16 protein-coding genes are annotated in these 19,047 nt (G+C 72.6%); 6 read left to right on the top strand and 10 right to left on the bottom strand.

Going from position 1 to position 19,047, the window contains the following annotated elements; translation table 11 throughout:
- Positions 1-3 precede the first annotated feature (3 nt).
- Positions 4-585, bottom strand: a complete 582-nt coding sequence (locus AB0J42_RS12415) for a CDP-alcohol phosphatidyltransferase family protein (RefSeq protein ID WP_364292244.1) — start codon at positions 583-585, stop codon at positions 4-6.
- Positions 586-1,064: 479 nt separating this feature from the next.
- Positions 1,065-1,670, bottom strand: coding sequence for a phosphoribosylanthranilate isomerase (locus AB0J42_RS12410; protein WP_364292241.1), 606 nt, complete (start codon positions 1,668-1,670; stop codon positions 1,065-1,067).
- 435 nt (positions 1,671-2,105) lie between these two features.
- On the opposite strand from AB0J42_RS12410, the gene AB0J42_RS12405 reads away from it, so the two are divergent.
- On the top strand, positions 2,106-2,723 hold the full coding sequence (locus AB0J42_RS12405) for a methyltransferase domain-containing protein (RefSeq protein ID WP_364292238.1): 618 nt from the start codon (positions 2,106-2,108) through the stop codon (positions 2,721-2,723).
- The gene (locus AB0J42_RS12400) at positions 2,723-3,904 is read left to right on the top strand and encodes an acyl-CoA dehydrogenase family protein (RefSeq protein ID WP_364292235.1); all 1,182 of its coding nucleotides are present in this window, start codon (positions 2,723-2,725) and stop codon (positions 3,902-3,904) included. Before AB0J42_RS12405 ends, AB0J42_RS12400 begins: the two co-directional genes overlap by 1 nt.
- Before the next feature lie 144 nt (positions 3,905-4,048).
- On the opposite strand, the gene AB0J42_RS12395 is transcribed toward AB0J42_RS12400, so the two are convergent.
- The 3 genes from AB0J42_RS12395 to AB0J42_RS12385 are packed head-to-tail and all read right to left on the bottom strand — an operon-like array spanning position 4,049 to position 6,456.
- Complete coding sequence (locus AB0J42_RS12395; protein ID WP_364292232.1) at positions 4,049-4,840, bottom strand: enoyl-CoA hydratase/isomerase family protein; 792 nt, start codon at positions 4,838-4,840, stop codon at positions 4,049-4,051.
- Positions 4,837-5,751, bottom strand: a complete 915-nt coding sequence (locus AB0J42_RS12390; RefSeq protein ID WP_364292229.1) for an alpha/beta hydrolase — start codon at positions 5,749-5,751, stop codon at positions 4,837-4,839. The genes AB0J42_RS12395 and AB0J42_RS12390 overlap by 4 nt, the downstream gene beginning before the upstream one ends.
- Before the next feature lie 9 nt (positions 5,752-5,760).
- Positions 5,761-6,456: a gamma-glutamyl-gamma-aminobutyrate hydrolase family protein gene (locus AB0J42_RS12385; protein ID WP_364292226.1), complete on the bottom strand. Its 696-nt coding sequence runs from the start codon at positions 6,454-6,456 to the stop codon at positions 5,761-5,763.
- 452 nt (positions 6,457-6,908) lie between these two features.
- Between AB0J42_RS12385 and AB0J42_RS12380 the strand changes: the two genes are divergently transcribed.
- A complete protein-coding gene (locus AB0J42_RS12380; RefSeq protein ID WP_364292223.1) occupies positions 6,909-8,027 on the top strand; it encodes a globin domain-containing protein in 1,119 nt (372 codons plus the stop codon).
- Here AB0J42_RS12380 and AB0J42_RS12375 read toward each other — a convergent pair whose 3' ends face one another.
- Complete coding sequence (locus tag AB0J42_RS12375) at positions 8,028-8,780, bottom strand: helix-turn-helix transcriptional regulator (protein ID WP_364292220.1); 753 nt, start codon at positions 8,778-8,780, stop codon at positions 8,028-8,030.
- A gap of 173 nt (positions 8,781-8,953) precedes the next feature.
- On the opposite strand from AB0J42_RS12375, the gene AB0J42_RS12370 reads away from it, so the two are divergent.
- Both AB0J42_RS12370 and AB0J42_RS12365 read left to right on the top strand, forming a co-directional pair.
- Positions 8,954-10,033 (top strand): exo-alpha-sialidase, encoded by a 1,080-nt coding sequence (locus tag AB0J42_RS12370; RefSeq protein ID WP_364292217.1) that lies wholly within the window; start codon positions 8,954-8,956, stop codon positions 10,031-10,033.
- A 3-nt stretch (positions 10,034-10,036) separates the two neighbouring features.
- The gene (locus AB0J42_RS12365) at positions 10,037-10,345 is read left to right on the top strand and encodes a molybdopterin synthase sulfur carrier subunit (RefSeq protein WP_364292214.1); all 309 of its coding nucleotides are present in this window, start codon (positions 10,037-10,039) and stop codon (positions 10,343-10,345) included.
- A gap of 10 nt (positions 10,346-10,355) precedes the next feature.
- Here the strand turns inward: AB0J42_RS12365 and thyX are convergent, their stop codons facing one another.
- The 4 genes from thyX to AB0J42_RS12345 all read right to left on the bottom strand — a co-directional run bounded on the left by thyX (position 10,356) and on the right by AB0J42_RS12345 (position 17,216).
- Positions 10,356-11,084, bottom strand: coding sequence for an FAD-dependent thymidylate synthase (gene thyX, locus AB0J42_RS12360; RefSeq protein ID WP_364292211.1), 729 nt, complete (start codon positions 11,082-11,084; stop codon positions 10,356-10,358).
- A gap of 87 nt (positions 11,085-11,171) precedes the next feature.
- Positions 11,172-13,814 (bottom strand): M4 family metallopeptidase, encoded by a 2,643-nt coding sequence (locus tag AB0J42_RS12355; protein WP_364292208.1) that lies wholly within the window; start codon positions 13,812-13,814, stop codon positions 11,172-11,174.
- A gap of 82 nt (positions 13,815-13,896) precedes the next feature.
- Complete coding sequence (locus AB0J42_RS12350; protein WP_364292205.1) at positions 13,897-15,042, bottom strand: amidohydrolase family protein; 1,146 nt, start codon at positions 15,040-15,042, stop codon at positions 13,897-13,899.
- A gap of 50 nt (positions 15,043-15,092) precedes the next feature.
- Positions 15,093-17,216: an anthranilate synthase component I gene (locus AB0J42_RS12345; RefSeq protein ID WP_364292202.1), complete on the bottom strand. Its 2,124-nt coding sequence runs from the start codon at positions 17,214-17,216 to the stop codon at positions 15,093-15,095.
- Positions 17,217-17,496: 280 nt separating this feature from the next.
- Here AB0J42_RS12345 and AB0J42_RS12340 point away from each other — a divergent pair, with 280 nt between their 5' ends.
- A complete protein-coding gene (locus AB0J42_RS12340) occupies positions 17,497-18,930 on the top strand; it encodes a glycosyltransferase family 39 protein (protein WP_364292199.1) in 1,434 nt (477 codons plus the stop codon).
- Positions 18,931-19,047 lie beyond the last annotated feature (117 nt).

The raw sequence follows: 19,047 nt of genomic DNA, 5'->3' as shown, positions 1-19,047 counted from the left end.
CGCTCACTCCTTCGTGTTCGCGGTCACGAGCTGTCGTACCTGTATCGCGTACAACACGCCGGCCCACCAGTAGAGCCCCGTTCCCCACAGCGCGAACGCCCACCCTGCGACGCGTGCCCCTTCGGCATACCACCCCGTGTGGGAGGCAAGGAAGAGGAGAGGGAAGGCGTACATGAGGTTGAACATGGCGGCCTTGCCCAGGAAATGCACCTGAAGTGCCCGATAACCATGTTTACGGAGAACGGGGAAGAACGCGCCGACGAAGATTTCCCGGGCGAGGATCACGGCCGCCAGCCACCACGGAATGATCTCCCTCACCAGCAGCGCCAAGATCGTCGCGAACACGTACAGCTTGTCCGCGGCCGGATCGATCAGCCGCCCGAGCCTGCTCACCTGGTTGAACGCGCGAGCGACCTTCCCGTCCAGCCAGTCGGTCAACCCGGCCACCGCCAGCACAGCGAGCGCCCATCCGTCCGCCCGCGGCCCCAGAGCCAGCCACAGGAACACAGGCACGCCGAGAAGGCGCAGGAAGCTCAGCAGGTTCGGAACCGTCCAGATTCGGTCCTCGGCGGAAGTTTCACTCACGCCCCAGACCCTACTGTGCGAACTCCCAGCACAGCGGGGCCGCTTCCGGCCAGGTCGGGGGCGTCAGGCGCGGGTGCGGCCGGTTTTCCGCGGAGCGGATTCGAGCGAATAAGTCCAAGCCGGGCAAGCTCCAGAGGCAGAACCCGGAGATCCAGGACCGGTAACCCGGTGAGAGAAACGGGACCCGCGCGGGAGACGCGATCGCCGGCCTCACGCCGAAAAGCGGGACGGGGAGAGCGCCCCGCCGTCGCCGGGCTCACGCCGTAGAAACAGAACTGTGAAGGTCCGCGTGAGCGAGGGGATCGCCGGGCCCGCCCTTGTAAGGCGGGACCAGGACAGCCCGAGAGGGATGTGTGGGGTCGTGAGGGGGCCTCCGCCGTGAGGGGCGTCGGACGAGAGGCCTAAGGGCGCCGTCGTGAAGGGGCGGAGGTTATTCGGCGCGGGGGAGGCGTAAGGGCGCCGTCGCGAGAGGCGGGGGGTTATTCGGTGCGGGGGGAGGCGGCGCGGGCGGCGTCGATGAAGGCGGTGATCAGCGCCGGGTCCTTGACGCCGGGAGAGGCCTCGACGCCGCTGGAGACGTCGACCCCCCACGGGCGGGCGGCGGCCACGGCCTCGGCGACGTTGCCGGGGGCCAGGCCGCCGGCGAGCAGCCACTGTCCGGTCGGACGGCCGCGGACGGCCGACCAGTCCCACGGCTCGCCGGAACCGGCCCGGGGCGCGTCGACGAGGAGCAGGCTCTCGTCGAAGGCGCCGCATCGGAGGTCGGCCTGGGCGTCGACGGCCCGGATCAGGGTGAGCCCGAGGTCCTTGAGCGCGGTGAAGTCGCCGTGCGGGTGACGCCCGTGAAGCTGGATGGCGCGCACCCCGGCCGTGAGCGCCGCGGCCCGGACCGTCGCCGGGTCCTCCCCGCGGAACACGCCCACGGTGAGCACCTCCGGCGGGACCGCGGCCGCCAGTTCGGCCGCCCGCTCCGGCGTGATCTGCCGTGGGCTGGCGGTCATCACGAGCCCGATGGCGTCGGCACCCGCCTCGACGGCGGCGGCCACGGCGCCGGGATCGGTCAGACCGCAGATCTTCACGTACACACCCAAGAGGTTAGCGGCGCGGGCACTCCCCCCGCGACCACGCCGGGATGAGCACCTCGGATCGCCCCGGCAACACCCACGATCGCGCCGGGCGGTTGTCCGTGCGGAACTCCACCCTGCCTCCCGGGCGGTTGCCCATGCGGGAACACCACCCCGCCTCGTGACAGGTTCAGCTGTACGGATGAGCATCGTGGCGGGTTTCAGCCGTACGAGTGAGCATCGTGGCGGGTTCAGCCGCACGAGTGAGCAGCCGGAGCGCCTTTACACTGTAGATTCATTGGAAAGCAGGCCGGTGGACGACGCCCCAGGTCATGGCCGCCGAGAGAGCCGGGAACGGCTTGGGACCGCCCTCACGGCGGAGGATGCCGTATCCTCCAAGTGGCCGGATCTCCGCCGGGGAGACCCGGAGGCGATCTTCCCTCTACCGTCGGAGCCATGTCCAACGACACCTCGCTGTTCCTGGGCCAATTCCTGCGCTCACCAGCCACGATCGGCGCCTTCTGGCCCAGCTCGCAGCGGCTAGCCGCGGCGGTCTGCGCACCGGTGCCCGAACGCGGTGAGCCGACCGTGGTGGAGCTGGGGCCCGGGACAGGACCGTTCACCGCGGAGATCCAGCGCCGGCTGGACGGCCGGGGTCACCACCTCGCGGTGGAGCTCAACGAGACGATGGCCGCGCTGCTGGCCGAGCGTTTCCCGACCGTCGACGTGGTCAACGGCGACGCCGCCAAGCTGCCGGAGCTGCTGGCCGAACGCGACCTGAAGCACGCGGACGTGGTGGTGAGCGGGCTGCCGTGGGCGGCGTTCCCGCAGCGGCTGCAGCTCGTGCTGATGGACGCGGTGACGTCGGTGATGAGCCAGACGGCCGCGTTCACCACTTTCTCGTACGTGCACGCGATCCCGCTGAGCAGGGCGCGGCGCTTCCGGGCGCTGCTGACCGAGCGGTTCGAGGAGGTGGTGGCGGGGCGGACGGTGTGGCGGAACGCGCCTCCGGCGTTCGTGTTCCACGCGCGCAGGCCTCGCCCCCGAACAGAGCTTCCTTCTACCATGGCGTGATGGATTTCACTCTCCCGGAGAGCGCGCTCGCCGTGCAGCGGGGCGTCGCCGACATCTGTGCCCGCTACGACCTTGATTACTGGCAGCGGTGCGAGGCCGAGAAGCGCTGGCCGCAGGAGGTGTGGGAGGAGCTCGGCGAGGGCGGCTGGCTGGGGCTGGCGGTGCCGGAGCGGTTCGGCGGGGGCGGGCAGGGCCTGCTGGAGCTGGCGGTGGCGACGGAGACGATCTCGGCGTCGGGCGCGGCGGGCGGCTCGGCTTTCACGTACGTGCTGACGCCCGGTTTCGGGGCGCTGACCCTGACCCGCCACGGCAGTGCGTGGCAGCAGGAGGAGCTGCTGCCGCGGCTGGCGAGCGGCGAGCTGGAGACGTGTTTCGCGCTGACCGAGCCGGACGCCGGGTCGAACTCGCTGGCGATCACCACCTCGGCCCGCCGCGACGGCGACGACTTCGTGATCAACGGGCAGAAGATCTGGATCACCGGCGTGCAGCGGGCCACCTGGATGCTGCTGGTCACCAGGACGGTGCCGGCGGCCGAGGCCAAGCCGCGCACTCACGGGCTGACCGTGTTCCTGGTCAACGTGCCGGAGGCGGTCGCGGCCGGGCGGCTGTCGTTCCAGCCGATCCCGAAGATGGGCGCCAACACCACGCCGTCGAACATGGTGTTCATCGACGACCTGCGGGTGCCCGCCGCGAACGTGGTGGGCGAGATCGACCAGGGCGCGGCCGTGCTGTGGGACATCCTCAACCCCGAGCGCGTCCTGCTGGCGGCCTCCGCGCTGGGCGGCGCCGAGGTGGCGCTACGGGTGGCCGTGCAGTACGCCAAGGAGCGCGAGGTGTTCGGGCGGCCGATCGGCGCCAACCAGGCGGTGGCGTTCCCGCTCGCCCAGGTGAAGGCGAAGATCGAGCTGGCCCGGCTGATGATCTACAAGGCGGCCTGGTCGTTCGACCGGCGGCTGCCCTGCGGCACCGAGGCCAACATCGCCAAGCTGACCGCCTCCCAGGCCGCCTGGGAGGCCGCCGATGCCGCCTTCCAGACCCACGGCGGCATGGCGTACTCCCTGGAGTATCCGGTGGCCCGGCTGCTCGCCGACGCCCGGATCGGGAGGGTGGCACCCGTGACCGAGGAGCTTCTGCTCAACTACCTCGCGACGCAGGTGCTCGGCCTCCCCCGCGGCTTCTGACCGCCACCCGGCCCGGACCGCGGCGGGCCGCTGCTTCGTCCCCCGGGGCTGCGTTCTCGGCCCCGGCGGACAGGCCCCCGGTGCGATCCGGCCATGCGTTCCATGCCTGTGCGACTACCCCGGTTACGGCGGCGAAACCCCAGTTCAGGTGAAGCGCGGCGGCCGTTTCTCGCGCACCGCCCGGACCCCTTCCGCGACGTCGGGGCCGGTGAATCCGAGGAACTCCATGGCGAGCGAGGCGTCGAACGCGGGCCCGGCCAGGCGCAGCCAGTTGTTGAGCGCGTACTTGGTGAGCCGGATGGCCTCCGGCGAGCCGGCGGCGAGCTTGACCGCGATCTCCAGGGCGGTCTCGTGGACGGCGTCGTCGTCGGCGCAGAGGCTGACCAGCCCCATCCGCTCGGCCTGCTCGCCGGTGACGGGCTCGCAGAGCAGCAGATGGTACTTGGCCTTGGCCATGCCGCACAGCAGCGGCCAGACGATGGCGGCGTGGTCGCCTGCGGCGACGCCGAGGCGGGTGTGGCCGTCGATGATGCGCGCGGTGCGGCCGGCGACGGAGATGTCGGCGAGCAGGGCGACGGCCAGCCCGGCGCCCACGGCCGGGCCCTGGATGGCGGAGACCACGGGCTTGGCGCAGTTGATCACGTTGTAGACGATGTCGCGGGCCTCGGTGAAGACGCGCATCCGCATGTCGTGGTCGCGCGTCATCTCCTCGATCATGGCCAGGTCGCCGCCCGCGGAGAACGCCTCGCCCTCGCCGCGGACCAGCACGGCCCGGACGGAGTCGTCGCGGTCGGCGTCGCGCCAGATCTCGGCCAGTTCGCGGTGGCCGGTGCTGTCGACGGCGTTGAGCCGGCCAGGCGCGCTGATGGTCACGCGCAGCACGCCGTCGGCGGGACGGTCCAGCTTGAGCCGCTCGTAGGCCTTCTCGTACGTCACAGGAACTCCTTGAGCCGGGCGGCGACGAACTCCCGCGCCTCGGCCGCCTGGTCGAACAGGCGCGGCAGGGCGAAGAAGCTGTGGACCGCGCCCTCGTACCGGCGCAGCTCGACCGGCACCCCCGCCTCGGCGAGCCGGGCGGCGTAGCGTTCGCCCTCGTCGCGCAGCACGTCGCACTCGGCGGTCACCACGGTGGCGGGGGGCAGCCCGGCGAGGGACTCCAGCCGCAGCGGCGACAGCCGCGGGTCGGCGGGGTCGGCGCCGGCGGCGTACTGGCGCAGGAACCAGGCCATCTCCCTGGCGTCCAGGCCGTAGCCCCGGGCGAACTCGCGGTAGCTGGGGGTGTCCATGGCGGCGTCGAGCACCGGGTAGACGAGGACCTGGTGGGCGAGGGCGAGCCCGGCGTCGCGCGCCTGCCAGGCGGCCACCGCGGCGAGGTTGCCGCCCGCGCTGTCGCCGACCACGGCGACCCGGCCGTCGCACTGGTAGAAGGCGGGCCGGGCGAAGACATCGCGCACGACGGTCCAGGCGTCGTCGGCGGCGGCCGGGAACGGGTGCTCGGGGGCGAGCCGGTAGCCGACGGAGACGACCACGGCGCCGGTGCGGATGGCCAGGTCCCGGCCGAGCGCGTCGTTCCGTTTGACGCTGCCGAAGACGAAGCCGCCGCCGTGGAAGTAGACGACGACGGGCAGCGGCTCGTCGCCGCGGCCGGCGCGGTAGATGCGGATGGGCACGCCCTCGGCCGTCTCGTCGCGGACCGAGGGCAGCTGCGCGAGCGGGCCGCGGTGGGCGGCGAGCCCGTCGACGGCGCGCATCTCCCGGATCCGCTCCAGATCGAGCGTGTCCGGGTCGTCGCCCAGGTCCGACGGGTAGGCGGAGACGTACGCGCGGGCCTGGGGATGCAGCGTCATGATCGAAGCCTAGCGGGCGGCTTCCACCAGCGCATCGAACAATCCGTTCGCGCCCTGGCCGGTGTCACGCTCGGGGTGCCACTGCACGCCGACGCCGAACCGGTGGCCCTGCAGCTCGATGCCCTCCACGATCTGGTCGTCGGCCCAGGCCACGGCGAGCAGCCCGGTGCCGAGGCGGCGCACCGACTGGGTGTGCGGGGCGACGACCTCCACCTGGTCGCCGACGGCCTTGCCGAGCTTGCTCGACACGCTCACCTGGATGCGGTGGCGGGCGCCGGGCTCGTTGTGCCGCTCGTGCTCCAGCATCTCGGGCAGCCACGGGATGAGGCTGCCGCCCTGGGCGACGTTGAGCACGTGCATGCCGCGGGCGATGCCCAGGACGGGGATGTCGGCCTGGACGGCGGCGCGGGCCAGGGCCAGCTCGAACCGGTCGCGGTGCGGCTGCGGCTCGGGGGCGCGGGGGTCCTGCTCGCCGCCGTAGGTGCTCGCGCCCACCTCGACGCCGCCGGTCAGCACCACGCCGCGCAGCGTCCTGACGTAGTCGCCGATGGCGTGCGGGCTGATGGGCGGCAGCACCACCGGCGCGCCGCCGGCCCGTTCGACCGCCTTGGCGTACGCGGGCGGGGAGAGCACGGCCTCGCGCACGTATTCATCCCAGCGGGCGGCCTCGAGGTAGGCGGTGACGCCGATCAGCGGTCGGGACATGCGATCTCCAAGGGAGGGTTGTGCGGGGTGGCCTGGGGTGCGGGCACCTGACCATCATGGCGCACACCATTTCGCTTATGTCGCTTGTCCCACAAGTCTCCTCCCGGCTGCCCGTCTGGAGCTCGCCGTCCGGTCCCGGCGCAGGGCGGCCGGGAGCAAGGATTCACCGTCCAAATCCGTAAATATCGGCATGAAGCCGAATACAATTCTTATTCGTGTTTAATACTCGAAACACCGCGCCAGCAGATAGAGAAAACAGCGTGACCGTTACCGATAGTTCAGATCCGCACTTCATCGGGCGAATCGGTTGTGGGGCTACGGACGCGGTGTAACACTGGATTTCGAGCGATCGGACGTGCCGGGGCAGGCCGGACGCTCATCACCCGGAGCCGCCAGGGAGGTGGGACAGCACGACCGGAAATGATTTCCGGTCTATAGGACGGGTTGGGTATATGTCATTGAATCCGCGCCTGGTCAAGGAGAGTTTCTCCATCATCGAGCCGGTGGCCGACAAGGCGACCGCATACTTCTACGGCAGGCTGTTCGCGGAGAACCCGCACCTGCGCGGGATGTTCCCGCCGGCGCTGGACGTCCAGCGCGACCGGCTCTTCAGCGCGCTGACCCGCATCGTGTGGAGCGTCGACAGCCCGGAGAGCATGCGCGCGTACCTGAGCCGGCTGGGGAGGGACCATCGCAAGTACGGAGTGCTCGCCGAGCACTACACCGCCATCGGCAGCGCGCTGCTCGCCACCGTCCGGCGCTTCGCCGCCGCCGTCTGGAACGCCGAGGTCGAGGCCGCCTGGGTGTCGGCGTTCACGGCGGCGGCCAACATCATGATCGAGTCCGCCGAGGCCGACGCCGGGGTCTCCCCCGCCTGGTGGCTGGCGGAGGTGGTGGACCACGAGCGCCGCCACAGCGACATCGCGGTCGTCACCCTGCGCCCGTCGGAGCCGCTCCCGTACACGCCCGGCCAGTACGTCAGCGTGCAGACCGCGCGCTGGCCGCGGGTGTGGCGGACGTACTCGATCGCGAACGCGCCGCGTCCCGACAACACGATCCGGCTGCACGTGCGCTCGGTGCCCGGCGGCTGGGTGTCGGCCACGCTGATCCGCGACACGCGCATCGGCGACACGGTCATGCTGGGCCCGCCGATGGGCTCGATGGCCCCGCCCGAGCACGACGGGCGCGACCTGCTGTTCGTGGCGGGCGGCACCGGGCTGGCGCCGCTGAAGGCGATCATCGAGCAGGTGATCGCCTCCGGCCGCCGCCGCGGGATGCACCTGCTGTACGGGGCGCGCACCGCGGCCGAGCTGTACGACCTGCCGGACCTGGTCAGGATGGAGTCCGCGTTCCCGTGGCTGCGGGTGCTGCCCGTGGTGTCGGACGATCCGGGGTACGAGGGGATCCGGGGGCGCCTGGCGGACGTGACGCGCCGCTTCCACTCCTGGGCCGAGCACGAGGTGTACGTGTGCGGGCCGCCCTCGATGGTCACCGAGACGGTGGGCAACCTGCGGCGCGACGGGGTGCCGCCGCAGCGCATCCACCGGGACGTGATGCCCGGGGAGCGGTGATCAGCGGAACGCCGCGGCGGTCTCCTCGTCGGCGGGCCAGAACGTCTCGATCGCCAGCTCGGAGGCCGTCACCTCGACGGGCGTGCCGAAGGTGGCGATCGTGGTGAACATGGACAGCACGCGGTCGCCGTGCCTGATCCGGAACGGCAGCAGGATGTCGCCCGGGCCGGGCACGTGCGTCACGTTCAGGTCCACGCCGGGGTAGCGGTAGGCGGCGAGTTCGTCGTGCAGCTCGGCCAGCCGCCCGTGCCCGGACATCTCGGCCTGCCTGCGGAGCTGGTGCAGCAGGCGGGCGCGGACCTCGGCCAGGTTCACCAGCCGCCCGCCCAGCGCCTCCGGGTGCAGGGACAGCCGCATCACGTTGACCGGCTCCGCCAGCAGCTCCTCCGGGACCCCCGCCGTGAACAGCCCGGCCGCCGTGTTCGCGGCCACCAGGTCCCACGCGGCGTCCACGACCAGCGCCGGGTACGGTTCGTGCCCGGCCAGGATCGTGCCGAGCGCCTCCCGTACCGCCCGCATCTCGGGGTCGCGCACCTCGCGCTCGGCGAAGACCGGCGCGAACCCCGCCGCGACCAGGAGCCGGTTGCGGTGCCGCAGCGGGATGTCCAGCTCCTCGGCCAGCTTCATCACCATCTCCCTGCTGGGCCGGGCGCGCCCGGTCTCCAGGAAACTGATGTGCCGGCTGGAGACGCCGGCCTCGATCGCCAGATCGAGCTGGCTGACGCGGCGCCGCTGCCGCCACGTACGCAGCAATTCACCAAACGTCTCTTCTTGTACGGCAACAGCTCCCATATCCGGCACATTAGCGATGACAGGAGAAAGACCACGATTACCCGGGAGGTAATCGCGGGGCGAATCTCCCAGAACTCAGCGAGCCCGGCAGCCCCGTGACACGATGGCCGCAACCGACCACGGGAGCGAACGCCATGACAGAGACATTGCTCGCCATCGGCACCCGCAAGGGCCTGTTCCTCGCCCGTTCCACCGCCACCGGCGCGTTCCGCGTCGACCCGGTCCGGTTCTCCACCGTCGGGGTCCCCTCCGTCGCGATCGACACCCGCGGCCGGACTCCCCGCCTGCTGGCCGGCATCGAGTACGGCCACTTCGGCCCCTCGGTCATGTACTCCGACGATCTCGGCGAGACCTGGCAGGAGGCCGGCCAGCCGCCGATCGCCTTCCCCGAGAAGACGGAGGCCACGCTCACCCGCGTCTGGCAGCTCACGCCCTCCCCCTCGGAGCCCGGCGTGGTGTGGGCCGGCGCCGAGCCGGGCGCGCTGTTCAGGTCGGAGGACGGCGGCGTCACCTACCGCCTGGTGGAGAGCCTGTGGGAGCACCCGCACCGGCCCCGCTGGCAGCCGGGCGGCGGCGGGCTCTGCCTGCACACGATCATCCCGCACCCGACCGACCCGCGCGTGCTCGGCGTGGCGGTCTCCGCCGCCGGCTTCTACCGCACCGCCGACGGCGGCCTGACGTGGGAGGCGGCCAACCGGGGCATCCGCGCCCCGTTCCTGCCCGAGGGGCAGCAGTATCCGGAGTTCGGCCAGTGCGTGCACAAGGTGGCGATGGACCCGGCCCGGCCGGACCGGCTGTTCCTGCAGCACCACTTCGGCGTCTACCGCAGCGACGACTTCGGCGGCGCCTGGCACGACATCGGCGCGGGGCTGCCCTCCGACTTCGGCTTCCCCATCGTCACCCACCCGTCCCGCCCGGACACGCTGTACGTGCTGCCGCTCCACGCCGACGTGGACCGCACGCCGGTGGACCACCGCTACCGGGTCTTCCGCAGCGCCGACGCGGGCGGGTCGTGGGAGCCGCTGGAGCGGGGGCTGCCCGAGGGCCCGGTGTACGCGAGCGTCCTGCGCGACGCGATGGCCGCCACGGAGACGGGCCTGTTCTTCGGCACCCGCGACGGCGAGGTCCACTGGTCGGCCGACGACGGGGCGACCTGGTCGAGGGTGGCCGCCCACCTGCCCGACGTGCTGACCGTGCGGGCGGCGGTGCTCTGAGCCATGGCCCGTCCGGTGATGCTGGTCGTGTTCGTGCTGCCCGCCGTGCTGCGCCGGTGGGTGAGCGGCCGTACGGAGGTGAAGGTGTTCGCGGTCGGCCGCGACCGCCACTCGCCGCCGACCCTGGGCGCGGCGCTCGACGTGCTGCGCCGCACCCACCCCCTGCTGGAGGAGCGGATCAGGGACGAGTACGGGCGGATCCGCCGGCACATCAGCATGATCGTGTGCGGCGAGAACGCCCGCGGCCTCGGCGGCCTCGACTGCGCGCTGCCGCCGGGCGCGGAGGTCTACGTCATGCCCGTCCTGGCGTGAGCCGGGCCGGTCAGGGGCAGACGCGGCCGTTGGCCTCGAAGGCGGCGTGCGTCAGCGGCATGAGCCCGGCCCAGATGGCCTCCATCTGCTCGGCCACCATCTCGATCTCCCGCTGCGGGAACGACGGGAACGTGGAGTCCTCGCGCTTGACCCGCAGGGAGAGGAAGTTCATCAGGGCGCGGGCGTTGCAGGTGGCGTACATCGAGGAGTAGAGGCCGACCGGCAGGACCGTGCGGGCGACCTCCCGGGCGACCCCGGCGTCGAGCATCTCCTGGTAGGCGCGGTAGGACTGGCGGTAGCTCTCCATCGTCGCCTCGGTGACGAGCTTGTGCTGCTCGGGGGTGCCCTCGCGGAAGACGTACTTGCCGGGCCTGCCCTCCTGCACCAGCTTGCGGTCGGGGCCCGGCACGTAGAAGACCGGCGTCAGCTGCCGGTACCGGCCCGACTCCTCGTTGTAGGAGAAGGTCCGGTGGCGCATGAACTCGCGGAAGACGAAGATCGGCGCGCTCACGTAGAAGGTCATGGACGAGTGCTCGAACGGCGTGCCGTGCCGGTCGCGCATCAGGAAGTTGATCAGGCCCTTGGAGCGCTCGGGGTCGGCCTCGATCTCGGCCAGCGAGCTCTCGCCCTTGGTGGAGACGCGCGCCGCCCAGAGCACGTCGGCGTCTGACGCGGCGGACTTGACGAGCTCCACGTCCATGTCGCTGCGGAACGTGATCTCGGGCTCGGCGCTGCCCATGGGAACCCCCCGGTCGGTTCGGTGATGCTGACGGCACCCAAGCAAACCACAGGCGGGGGCCCGCCGGAGCCGGGCCCCCGCCGGGGGTCAGCAGCGGCGGGCCGGCCGGTCGCGGATGACCAGGTCGGTGTCGCCGGCGGTGCCGTCGTACCAGATCACCCGTCTGCCGTCACCGGCGGCGGGCAGGTACTGGTTGCCGCGGTTGCAGGAGAAGCGCTCCAGTTTCCCGCCCGTCATCGGGATCTGGAACAGTTTGGGCAGGTCGCGGTTGCGCGGCGTCAGCCCCGGCTGGACGTTGACCGTGACGGTCGTGTCCACGGCGTCGAGCCAGACAACCCGGGGCGCGTCCGGGCCGTCCGGGACGAGCGCGGTCGTGCCGGTGCCGTCGGTCGCCGCCCGCATGACGCCCGCCCTGCCGTCGCCGTCGGTGTCGGTCAGCCAGACGACGTGCCGGGAGGTGATGACGGGCCTGCCGGAGAACGACGGGCCCCCTCCGGTGCCGGGCACCTCGGGCACCACGACCTCGGTCCGGCTGGCCACGTCGTACACGGCCGGGGTCGAGCGGCCGGCGCCGCCCTCCTCCCAGACGCGCACGTACGCCACCTTGCCGTCCTCGACCGAGGGCTGGAAGCCATGCACCCCGGGCTCGGCGGTGATGACGACGGGCGCGGCGGCGCCGTGCTTGACCCACACCTCCTTCTCGCCGGTGGCCGGGTCGGTGCCCGCCCAGGCGACGGTGTCGCCGTCGACCGCGACGCCGTTGATGACCTCCGGCGACTCGTGCAGGACGGTCTCCGGCGCGCGGCGGTCCAGGGGCCGCGACAGGACCCGGAACGTCAGCTGCGGCCCCGTCCGCATGGACACCCAGACGGCGCGGCGGCCGTCGGTGGCGGGCAGGTCGTCGAGGTCGTCGTTCTCCGACAGCCGGACCGGCCCGCCGCCGCCTGTCCGGCCGGTGACGATGTAGGTGGGCCCGGTGCCGTCGGCGGCGCCGCCGGTCATCACGTACCGGTCGCCTGCGAGGCCCGGCGGCGTGAACGCCACGGTGAGCCCGTCGGCGAGCACCCGGCTGTCGGTGGGGATGCGCCGTTCCCAGCCGGGCCGGATGCCGTGCCGGTCGAAGGCCCGCGCGACGGTGAGCCGGTCGCGGGCGGGCAGGCGGGCGGCGCGGGCGGCGGACTCGACGGCGCGGCGGCCGTCCACGAAGTCGTCGAGCGGGGTCATGTACTCGGTGAGCGCCTTGTAGACGACCCGGTCGGTCTTCGCGCCGCCGAGCGCCTCGCGGATCTCCCACAGGGCGCCGGAGAAGATCGTCGAGTTGAGGTGGACCCCTCCGCTGTCGAGGCTGACCCCGGCGCCGATGTAGTCGCGGGTGGCGTGCCGGCCGTCGCCGAGGTCGCGGATCGCGCAGGCGGCGGGCGCGGCGGTCTTGCACAGCCGTTCGCCGAGCAGGCTCGCCTCCGGGTCGGTCATGGGCACGCCGAGCGTGTCGACCTCGATGGCGTTGCCGAAGTAGTCGGCGAGGGCCTCGTTGATGGCGCCGGACTGGCCGAGGTAGAGCAGGCCGGCGCTGTGCTCGATGACGCCGTGGGTCATCTCGTGGCCCACGACGTCGAGGCCGGCGGCGAAGGAGTGGAAGTCGGGGCCGCCCCCGCCGTACACCATCTTGGTGCCGTCCCAGAAGGCGTTGGCGAACGGCTCGCCCTCGTCGGTGACGTCGACCACCGAGTGCATGGTGCCGCCGCGGCCGTCGAGCCCGTCGCGGCCGAGCTCCCGGAAGTAGGAGTAGACGAGGCCCGCGTGGTGGTGGGCGTCGACCGCGCCGCTCTCGGTGTGCTCGGGCCCGAACGCGGGGGTGTCCGAGCGGGCCGGTTCCAGCCCCTGCGGGATGCCCGGCACCACGTAGCCGGAGACGTCGCCGCCCTTGGCGTCGTAGGTGAGGATCTCGCCGGTGGCGCCGTTCCACATGGGCCTGGAGCGGTCGCGCAGCTCGTAGGCGCCGTCGTCGCGCAGGTGAGCGCGGAGGGTGACGCTCTGGCCGTGCGCGGTCGTGCCGCTGGCCTCGCCCGGGTCCGCCAGGCGCAGCCGGTCGACGCTGAACAGGGCCCGCCCGGTGTGCGCGTCGACGTACGCCTCGCGCAGCAGCGGCAGGCCGAGCCGCGCGTCCCGGCCGCGGAGCGTGACCCGCCAGGCGAGCACGCCGCTGCCGGTGGGCACGACGACGAGCTCGCCGGCTCCGGCTTGAACGGTCTCGCGGGTGGCGCGGTCGGGGATGAGCCGGGCGCGGGCCAGTTGCCCGGCCTGCCCGGCGGTGATCGCGGGGGTGGTGGCGACGTCCAGCTCGGTGAGATAGCGGCCGCCCGCGCCGGTGACCGTACGCTGCCCGCCCTCGTTGCGGAAGTGGACCAGGTACTGGCCGCCGAGCACCGGCAGGCCGCGGTGGCGCTGGGCGAACCTGACCGTCTCGTCCCGGCCGTCGGCGACGGTGTGCAGCGGGGTCAGGTCGGCCGGGTCGATGTGGTAACGCGGGCCGGCCAGGTGGTCCCGGGCGGCGGCGACGGGGTCGCCCGCCCCGGCGGGCTCGGCGAGGCCGCTGACCTCCGCCGGGGCCTCGGTGCCCGCGCGGGACTCGACCTGGGGCGGCGGGGGGTCGTCGGCCGCCGCGACGCCGGGTAAGGCGAGGACGACGGCGAGCGCCGTGGTGATGAGAGCGGGGGGACGCCAGGACACGGCACCTCCAGGTGTGGACAGACACCGGCGTCCCCGATCATCACTGCCGGGTTTACTACCCGACAAATCACGATTTGGTAACTCAGAGGCGGTACACCCGGCGGGCGTTGCCCGCGCCGATCATGTGCGCGACCCTGGCGGCGTCGGCGGTGGTCCACTCCCCCGCGTCCAGCCGCTCCTTCAGCGCCTGCCCGAGCGCCCGCCGGAAGTAGACCGCGCCCAGCAGGCACGTCTCGGCCAGGCCGCGGCAGCCGGAGCCGTACAGCTGCTTGTGGAACGGCGCCAGCTCCAGCAGCTCGGCCAGCACCCGGGGCGACCCGGCGGCGGTGTGGGCCAGGGCGAGCCCGATGTCCACGTACACGTGTGGGAAGGCGTGCGCCAGCTGGGCCGCCTCGCGCTGGTAGGGGTAGCCGGTGAGCAGGACGACCGGCACCCCGGCGGGCTGCAGCGCCCGGATGAAGCCGGTGAGCAGGGCCGGGCGGGCCAGGTGGAGCCCGGCCTCGCAGGCGGCCAGGCCCGTCTGCACCTGCAGCGGCAGCCCGCGCTCGCGGGCCACGTCGGCGGCGGCCCAGAGCAGGTGGCGGGCCAGCGCCGGCTCGGCGAGCGGCTGCTTGGGGTCGGCGAGGCGCCGGTTGGCGGCGGCGAGCACCGCGCCCCGGCTGGGCCGCGCCGGGTCGAGGTCGAGCCCGACCCGCCCGGCCACGACGGTCTTCAGCCCGGCCGCCCGGACGGCGCGGGCGGACAGCTCCTCGCCGAGGCTGTCCAGGTACTCGACGCCGCCGCCCGCCATCTCGGCCACGTCCTGCTCGATCTGCTCGATCCTGACGATCTCGTCGGCGCCCGCGCCGCCGCCCGCGCCCATCTCGGCCGCGGTCAGCAGGTCGGCGCCCTCGGTGCCGGTGTCGACGAGGAACGCCGAGACGCCGGCGGCGCGCAGCAGGAGCCGGTTGACCTCGGCCGCGCCCAGGTCGGCGCGGCGCGACAGGTAGACCGCGGCCGGCGCGCGCGGCTCCAGGCCGAGCACGGGCGCGCACCAGCGCCGCACGGCCGCGCCGAGCGGGGTGTCGAAGTGGGTGGTGCCGGGCGGGGCCGGGCTGCCGCCCTCGTTGAGCAGCAGCTCGAAACGGCCGCGGGTCAGGTCGTCGCGGCGCACCCCGTGGCAGGCGTGGTCGACGAGCGGGGCGAGGAGGGCGTCACGCACCGTGTCGGGCAGATCTACGGGGAGCATGCGGGAGACTCTAGGCGGTTCCCGCACGCCCCCGCGGACGTTTTACCGACTCACCGGCTCAGCCTCAGCACGTTCTGGATGATCTTCGCGCCGACGCCGTCCTCGGCGGTGAGGATCGACTCCGGGTGGAACTGCACGGCGAAGCGGCGCCGCTCGGGGTCCTCGATGGCCATGACGTTGCCGTCGGGGGTGACGGCGGTCGCCGTGAAGCCCACCACTCCGGGCCGCTTGGCGTGCAGCGAGTGGTAGCGGGCGGCGGTGAACTCTTCGGGCAGCCCGTCGAGCAGGGCGCTGGGGCCGAGCCGGGAGACCTGCCCGCGCTTGCCGTGCTCGGGCTGATCGAGCAGTTCGAGTGTGCCGCCGGCGTGCTCGACCATCGCCTGCAGGCCCAGGCAGACGCCGAAGACGGGCAGGTTCCGGGCGTAGAGCTGGTCGATCAGGGCGGACATCCCGAAGTCGGACGGCCAGCCGGGGCCGGGCGAGAGCACCACCAGGTCGGGGCCGATCTCGTCGATCATCGCCGTGGGGAAGCCGTGGCGGAGGGTGACCACCTCGGCGCCCTCCTGCCGGAAGTAGTCGGCGAGGGTGTTGACGAAGGAGTCCTCGTGGTCGACGAGCAGCACCTTCATGCCCAGCCCGGGCTGCTCCCGGGGCGGCTCCTCGGTCACGGTCTCCGGCCGGCCCACCGCGGCCAGGGCGCCGAGCAGGGCGCTGGCCTTCAGCTCGGTCTCGCGCTCCTCGGCCTCGGGGTCGGAGTCGAACAGCAGCGTGGCGCCGGCCCGCACGGCGGCCACGCCGTCCCTGATCTGGGCGGTGCGCAGGGTCAGGCCGGTGTTCATGGAGCCGTCGAAGCCGATGAACCCGATGGCGCCGCCGTACCAGCGGCGGGTGGTGGCCTCGTGGTCCTCGATGAACTGCATGGCCCAGGTCTTGGGGGCGCCGGTGACGGTGACGGCCCACATGTGGGTGAGGAAGGCGTCCAGCGCGTCGAACCCGGGCCGCAGCCGCCCCTCGATGTGGTCGACGGTGTGGATGAGCCGCGAGTAGAGCTCGATCTGGCGGCGGCCGATGACCTTGACGGTGCCGGGGACGCAGACGCGCGACTTGTCGTTGCGGTCGACGTCGGTGCACATGGTCAGCTCCGACTCCTCCTTGACGCTGGTCAGGAGGGTGCGGATGGCCTCGGCGTCGCCGACCGGGTCGGCGCCGCGGGCGATGGTGCCGGAGATCGGGCAGGTCTCGACCCGGTCGCCGGTGACGCGGACGAACATCTCGGGCGAGGCGCCGACGAGGTGCTCGCCCTCGCCGAGGCTGATGATGAACTCGTACGGGGCGGGGTTGCTCTTGCGCAGGCCGCGGTAGAAGGCGGGCGGGTCGTCGCAGGTGGCGTGGAAGACCTGGCCGGGCACCACCTCGAACAGGTCGCCGCGCTTGAAGCGCTCCTTGGCGGCGGCCACGACCTCGGCGTACTGGCCCTTGGGCGGGTTGGGCGGCACCTCGGCGGGGGCGGAGGGCGGGGTGACCTCGCCGGTGCGCTCCAGGCCGCGGGTGCCGCGGCCGTCGACGGTGAACTCGTAGCGGCGCTCGAAGCAGGTCTCGCGCTGCCGGTCGATGACGACGAGCCGGTCGGGCAGGTGGAGGACGAGGTCGCGCTGGTCGGCGGGGCGCTCCAGCCGCTGCCTGATCGGCTCGAACTGGAAGGCCAGGTCGTAGCCGAAGGCGCCGTAGAGGCCGAGGTGCGGGTCGTCGCCCTTGAAGGCGGCGATGACCTCCCGGATGGCGGTGAAGACGGTGGGCCGGCGGCTGCGCATCTCCTCGGGCAGCAGATCCTCCGACTCCGGCACGTACACCTGGACGAAGTCGGCGGTCGGCTCGCCGGCCGGCTTGCCCGCGGCGAGCAGGCAGGAGGCGACGGCGGGAAGCACCACCCGGCCGCGCTCGTTGAGCGCCCGCGCCGAGATGGTGCGGCCCTTGGCCACCAGCTCCAGGCAGGGGTCGACGTAGCCGAACGCCCACCTGCTGTAGCGGCCCGGGTAGTCCATGCCCGAGGAGAACGCGCCGCCGCGCCGCTCCCCCAGGGCTGTCACGATCTCCTCGAGCGCGTCCTCGGACACCGCGCGCACCTCGAGTTCGACGCCGATGCCCTTGGCGGTGGTATATCCGCTCGTCTCCACTGCTGCCCCTTCGCGCACTTCCATTGAGCCCCGGGGCGAACACGACAAAGGCCGCCAACCGGGGCGGCCTTCCAGAGGGTATGCGAAATCATCGCGCCGCCTACGAGCGGCGCCACCACTGAAGCGAGGAGTGATGTCGCATAGGGCACAGGCTACTCCCGCCCTCAAGATCGCGCAACGCGACACGGGTGGGCCGCGGCGCGTCACAGACGCGCCTTTAACAGGGCAAATGGCACCGTGTATGACAGATGGGATCTTTCTCCCGATAGGTTGAAGCGCCATGGAAAGACCCCTCGCCTGGCGGCCGGTGGGCGCCGTCTCGGCCGCGCTCGTGGCCCTGCTGCCGGCGCTCAGCCCCCGGTACGGATATCACCGCGACGAGCTCTACTTCCGGGTGCTGGCGGAGCATCCCGGCTGGGGCTACGTCGACCAGCCGCCCTTCACCCCGATGGCGGCGCGGGTCTCGATGGCGCTGTTCGGCGACTCGCCGGCGGCGCTGCGGGTGCTGCCCGCGCTGGCGATGGCGGCGCTGGTGGTGCTGACGGCGCTGATCGCCCGCGAGCTGGGCGGCGGGCGGGCGGCGCAGACGCTGGCCGCGGCCGGGACCGCGACCGGCGCGTACGTGCTGATCGCCGGGCACACGCTGCTGACCGTGAGCTTCGACCTGCCGTTCTGGGCGGCGGCCATCCTGTTCACGCTCAGGGCGCTGCTGCGCGGCGGGCGCTGGTGGCTCGCGGCCGGCGCGGTGATCGGCGCGGCCACGTACAACAAACTCCTCATCGCCATGCTGGTGCTGGCGCTGGCGGCGGGCGTGCTGGCGGCGGGGCCGCGGCGGCTGCTGATGAGCCGCTGGCTGTGGGCGGGGGCGCTGGTCGCCGTCGTGGTGGCGCTGCCGAACCTGCTCTACCAGCTCACCCACGACCTGCCGCAGCTCAAGATGGCGGCGGCGCTGGGCGAGAACAAGGGCGGCGAGATGCGGGTGCTGTTCGCACCGATGCAGCTGCTGCTGTTCGGGCCGGTGGTGGCGGTGATCGGCGGGTTCGGGTTCGTGCGGCTCTGGCGGGACCGCCGGGTGCGGGCGCTGGCCGTCGCCTACCCGGCCGCCGCGGCGCTGACGCTGGTCAGCGGCGGCCGGTTCGACTACACGGCGGGGCTGATCCTGCTGCTGTTCGCGGCGGGCTGCGTGACGGCGGAGGCGGCGGGCCGCGACAAGATCAGGTCGGCGGGCTGGTCGCTGGCGCTGGGCGGGGCCGGCAACGCGGTGATCGCGCTGCCGCTGGTGCCGCTGGCCGTCCTGGGGAGCACGCCGGTGCCGATGATCAACGAGGTGGCGCGCGAGTCGGTCGGCTGGCCGGCGCTGAACGCGGCCGTCACCGGGGTGCTGGACGCGCTGCCGCCGGACGAGCGCCGGCGCGCCGTCGTGGTGACGGCGAACTACGGCGAGCACGGCTCGCTCTCCCAGGCGGGACTGACGCGGGTCTACTCGGGTCACAACCAGCTCTGGGAGTACGGGCCGCCGCCGGCGGACGGAGACCCGGCGATCCTGGTGAACGCGGGCCTGATGAGCGGCGAGTTCTCCTCCTGCGAGGTGCGGGCCACGGTGGACAACGGCCTGGGGGTGGAGAACGAGGAGCAGGGCGTGCCGGTGTTCCTGTGCCGGGGGCTGCGGCAGCCGTGGAGCGCCACCTGGGACCGCTGGCGACATTTCAACTGACCACATTACATTTTGTTACACATGACAGCTTGTCAGGATTTTCTCTTGCAATCCCGACAAGCTCTCTTCACTCTTCTCGACAGAGCCGGAAAAGATCCTTTCCGGCGGGCGCGAAGG

This window comes from Nonomuraea sp. NPDC049649 (genome assembly GCF_040675175.1).
Classification (GTDB): Bacteria; Actinomycetota; Actinomycetes; order Streptosporangiales; family Streptosporangiaceae; genus Nonomuraea.
The sequence above is the reverse complement of the archived record's forward strand: the minus strand, read 5'-3'. Positions and strand labels throughout refer to the sequence as shown.

Bases quoted from the DNA above. Each gene is read 5' to 3' on its own strand.
- AB0J42_RS12405 (WP_364292238.1), top strand. From the start codon at position 2,106: ATGTCCAACGACACCTCGCTGTTCCTGGGCCAATTCCTGCGCTCACCA.
- AB0J42_RS12400 (WP_364292235.1), top strand. From the start codon at position 2,723: ATGGATTTCACTCTCCCGGAGAGCGCGCTCGCCGTGCAGCGGGGCGTC.
- AB0J42_RS12390 (WP_364292229.1), bottom strand. From the start codon at position 5,751: ATGACGCTGCATCCCCAGGCCCGCGCGTACGTCTCCGCCTACCCGTCG.
- AB0J42_RS12385 (WP_364292226.1), bottom strand. From the start codon at position 6,456: ATGTCCCGACCGCTGATCGGCGTCACCGCCTACCTCGAGGCCGCCCGC.
- AB0J42_RS12380 (WP_364292223.1), top strand. From the start codon at position 6,909: ATGTCATTGAATCCGCGCCTGGTCAAGGAGAGTTTCTCCATCATCGAG.
- AB0J42_RS12370 (WP_364292217.1), top strand. From the start codon at position 8,954: ATGACAGAGACATTGCTCGCCATCGGCACCCGCAAGGGCCTGTTCCTC.
- AB0J42_RS12365 (WP_364292214.1), top strand. From the start codon at position 10,037: ATGGCCCGTCCGGTGATGCTGGTCGTGTTCGTGCTGCCCGCCGTGCTG.
- thyX (WP_364292211.1), bottom strand. From the start codon at position 11,084: ATGGGCAGCGCCGAGCCCGAGATCACGTTCCGCAGCGACATGGACGTG.
- AB0J42_RS12350 (WP_364292205.1), bottom strand. From the start codon at position 15,042: ATGCTCCCCGTAGATCTGCCCGACACGGTGCGTGACGCCCTCCTCGCC.
- AB0J42_RS12340 (WP_364292199.1), top strand. From the start codon at position 17,497: ATGGAAAGACCCCTCGCCTGGCGGCCGGTGGGCGCCGTCTCGGCCGCG.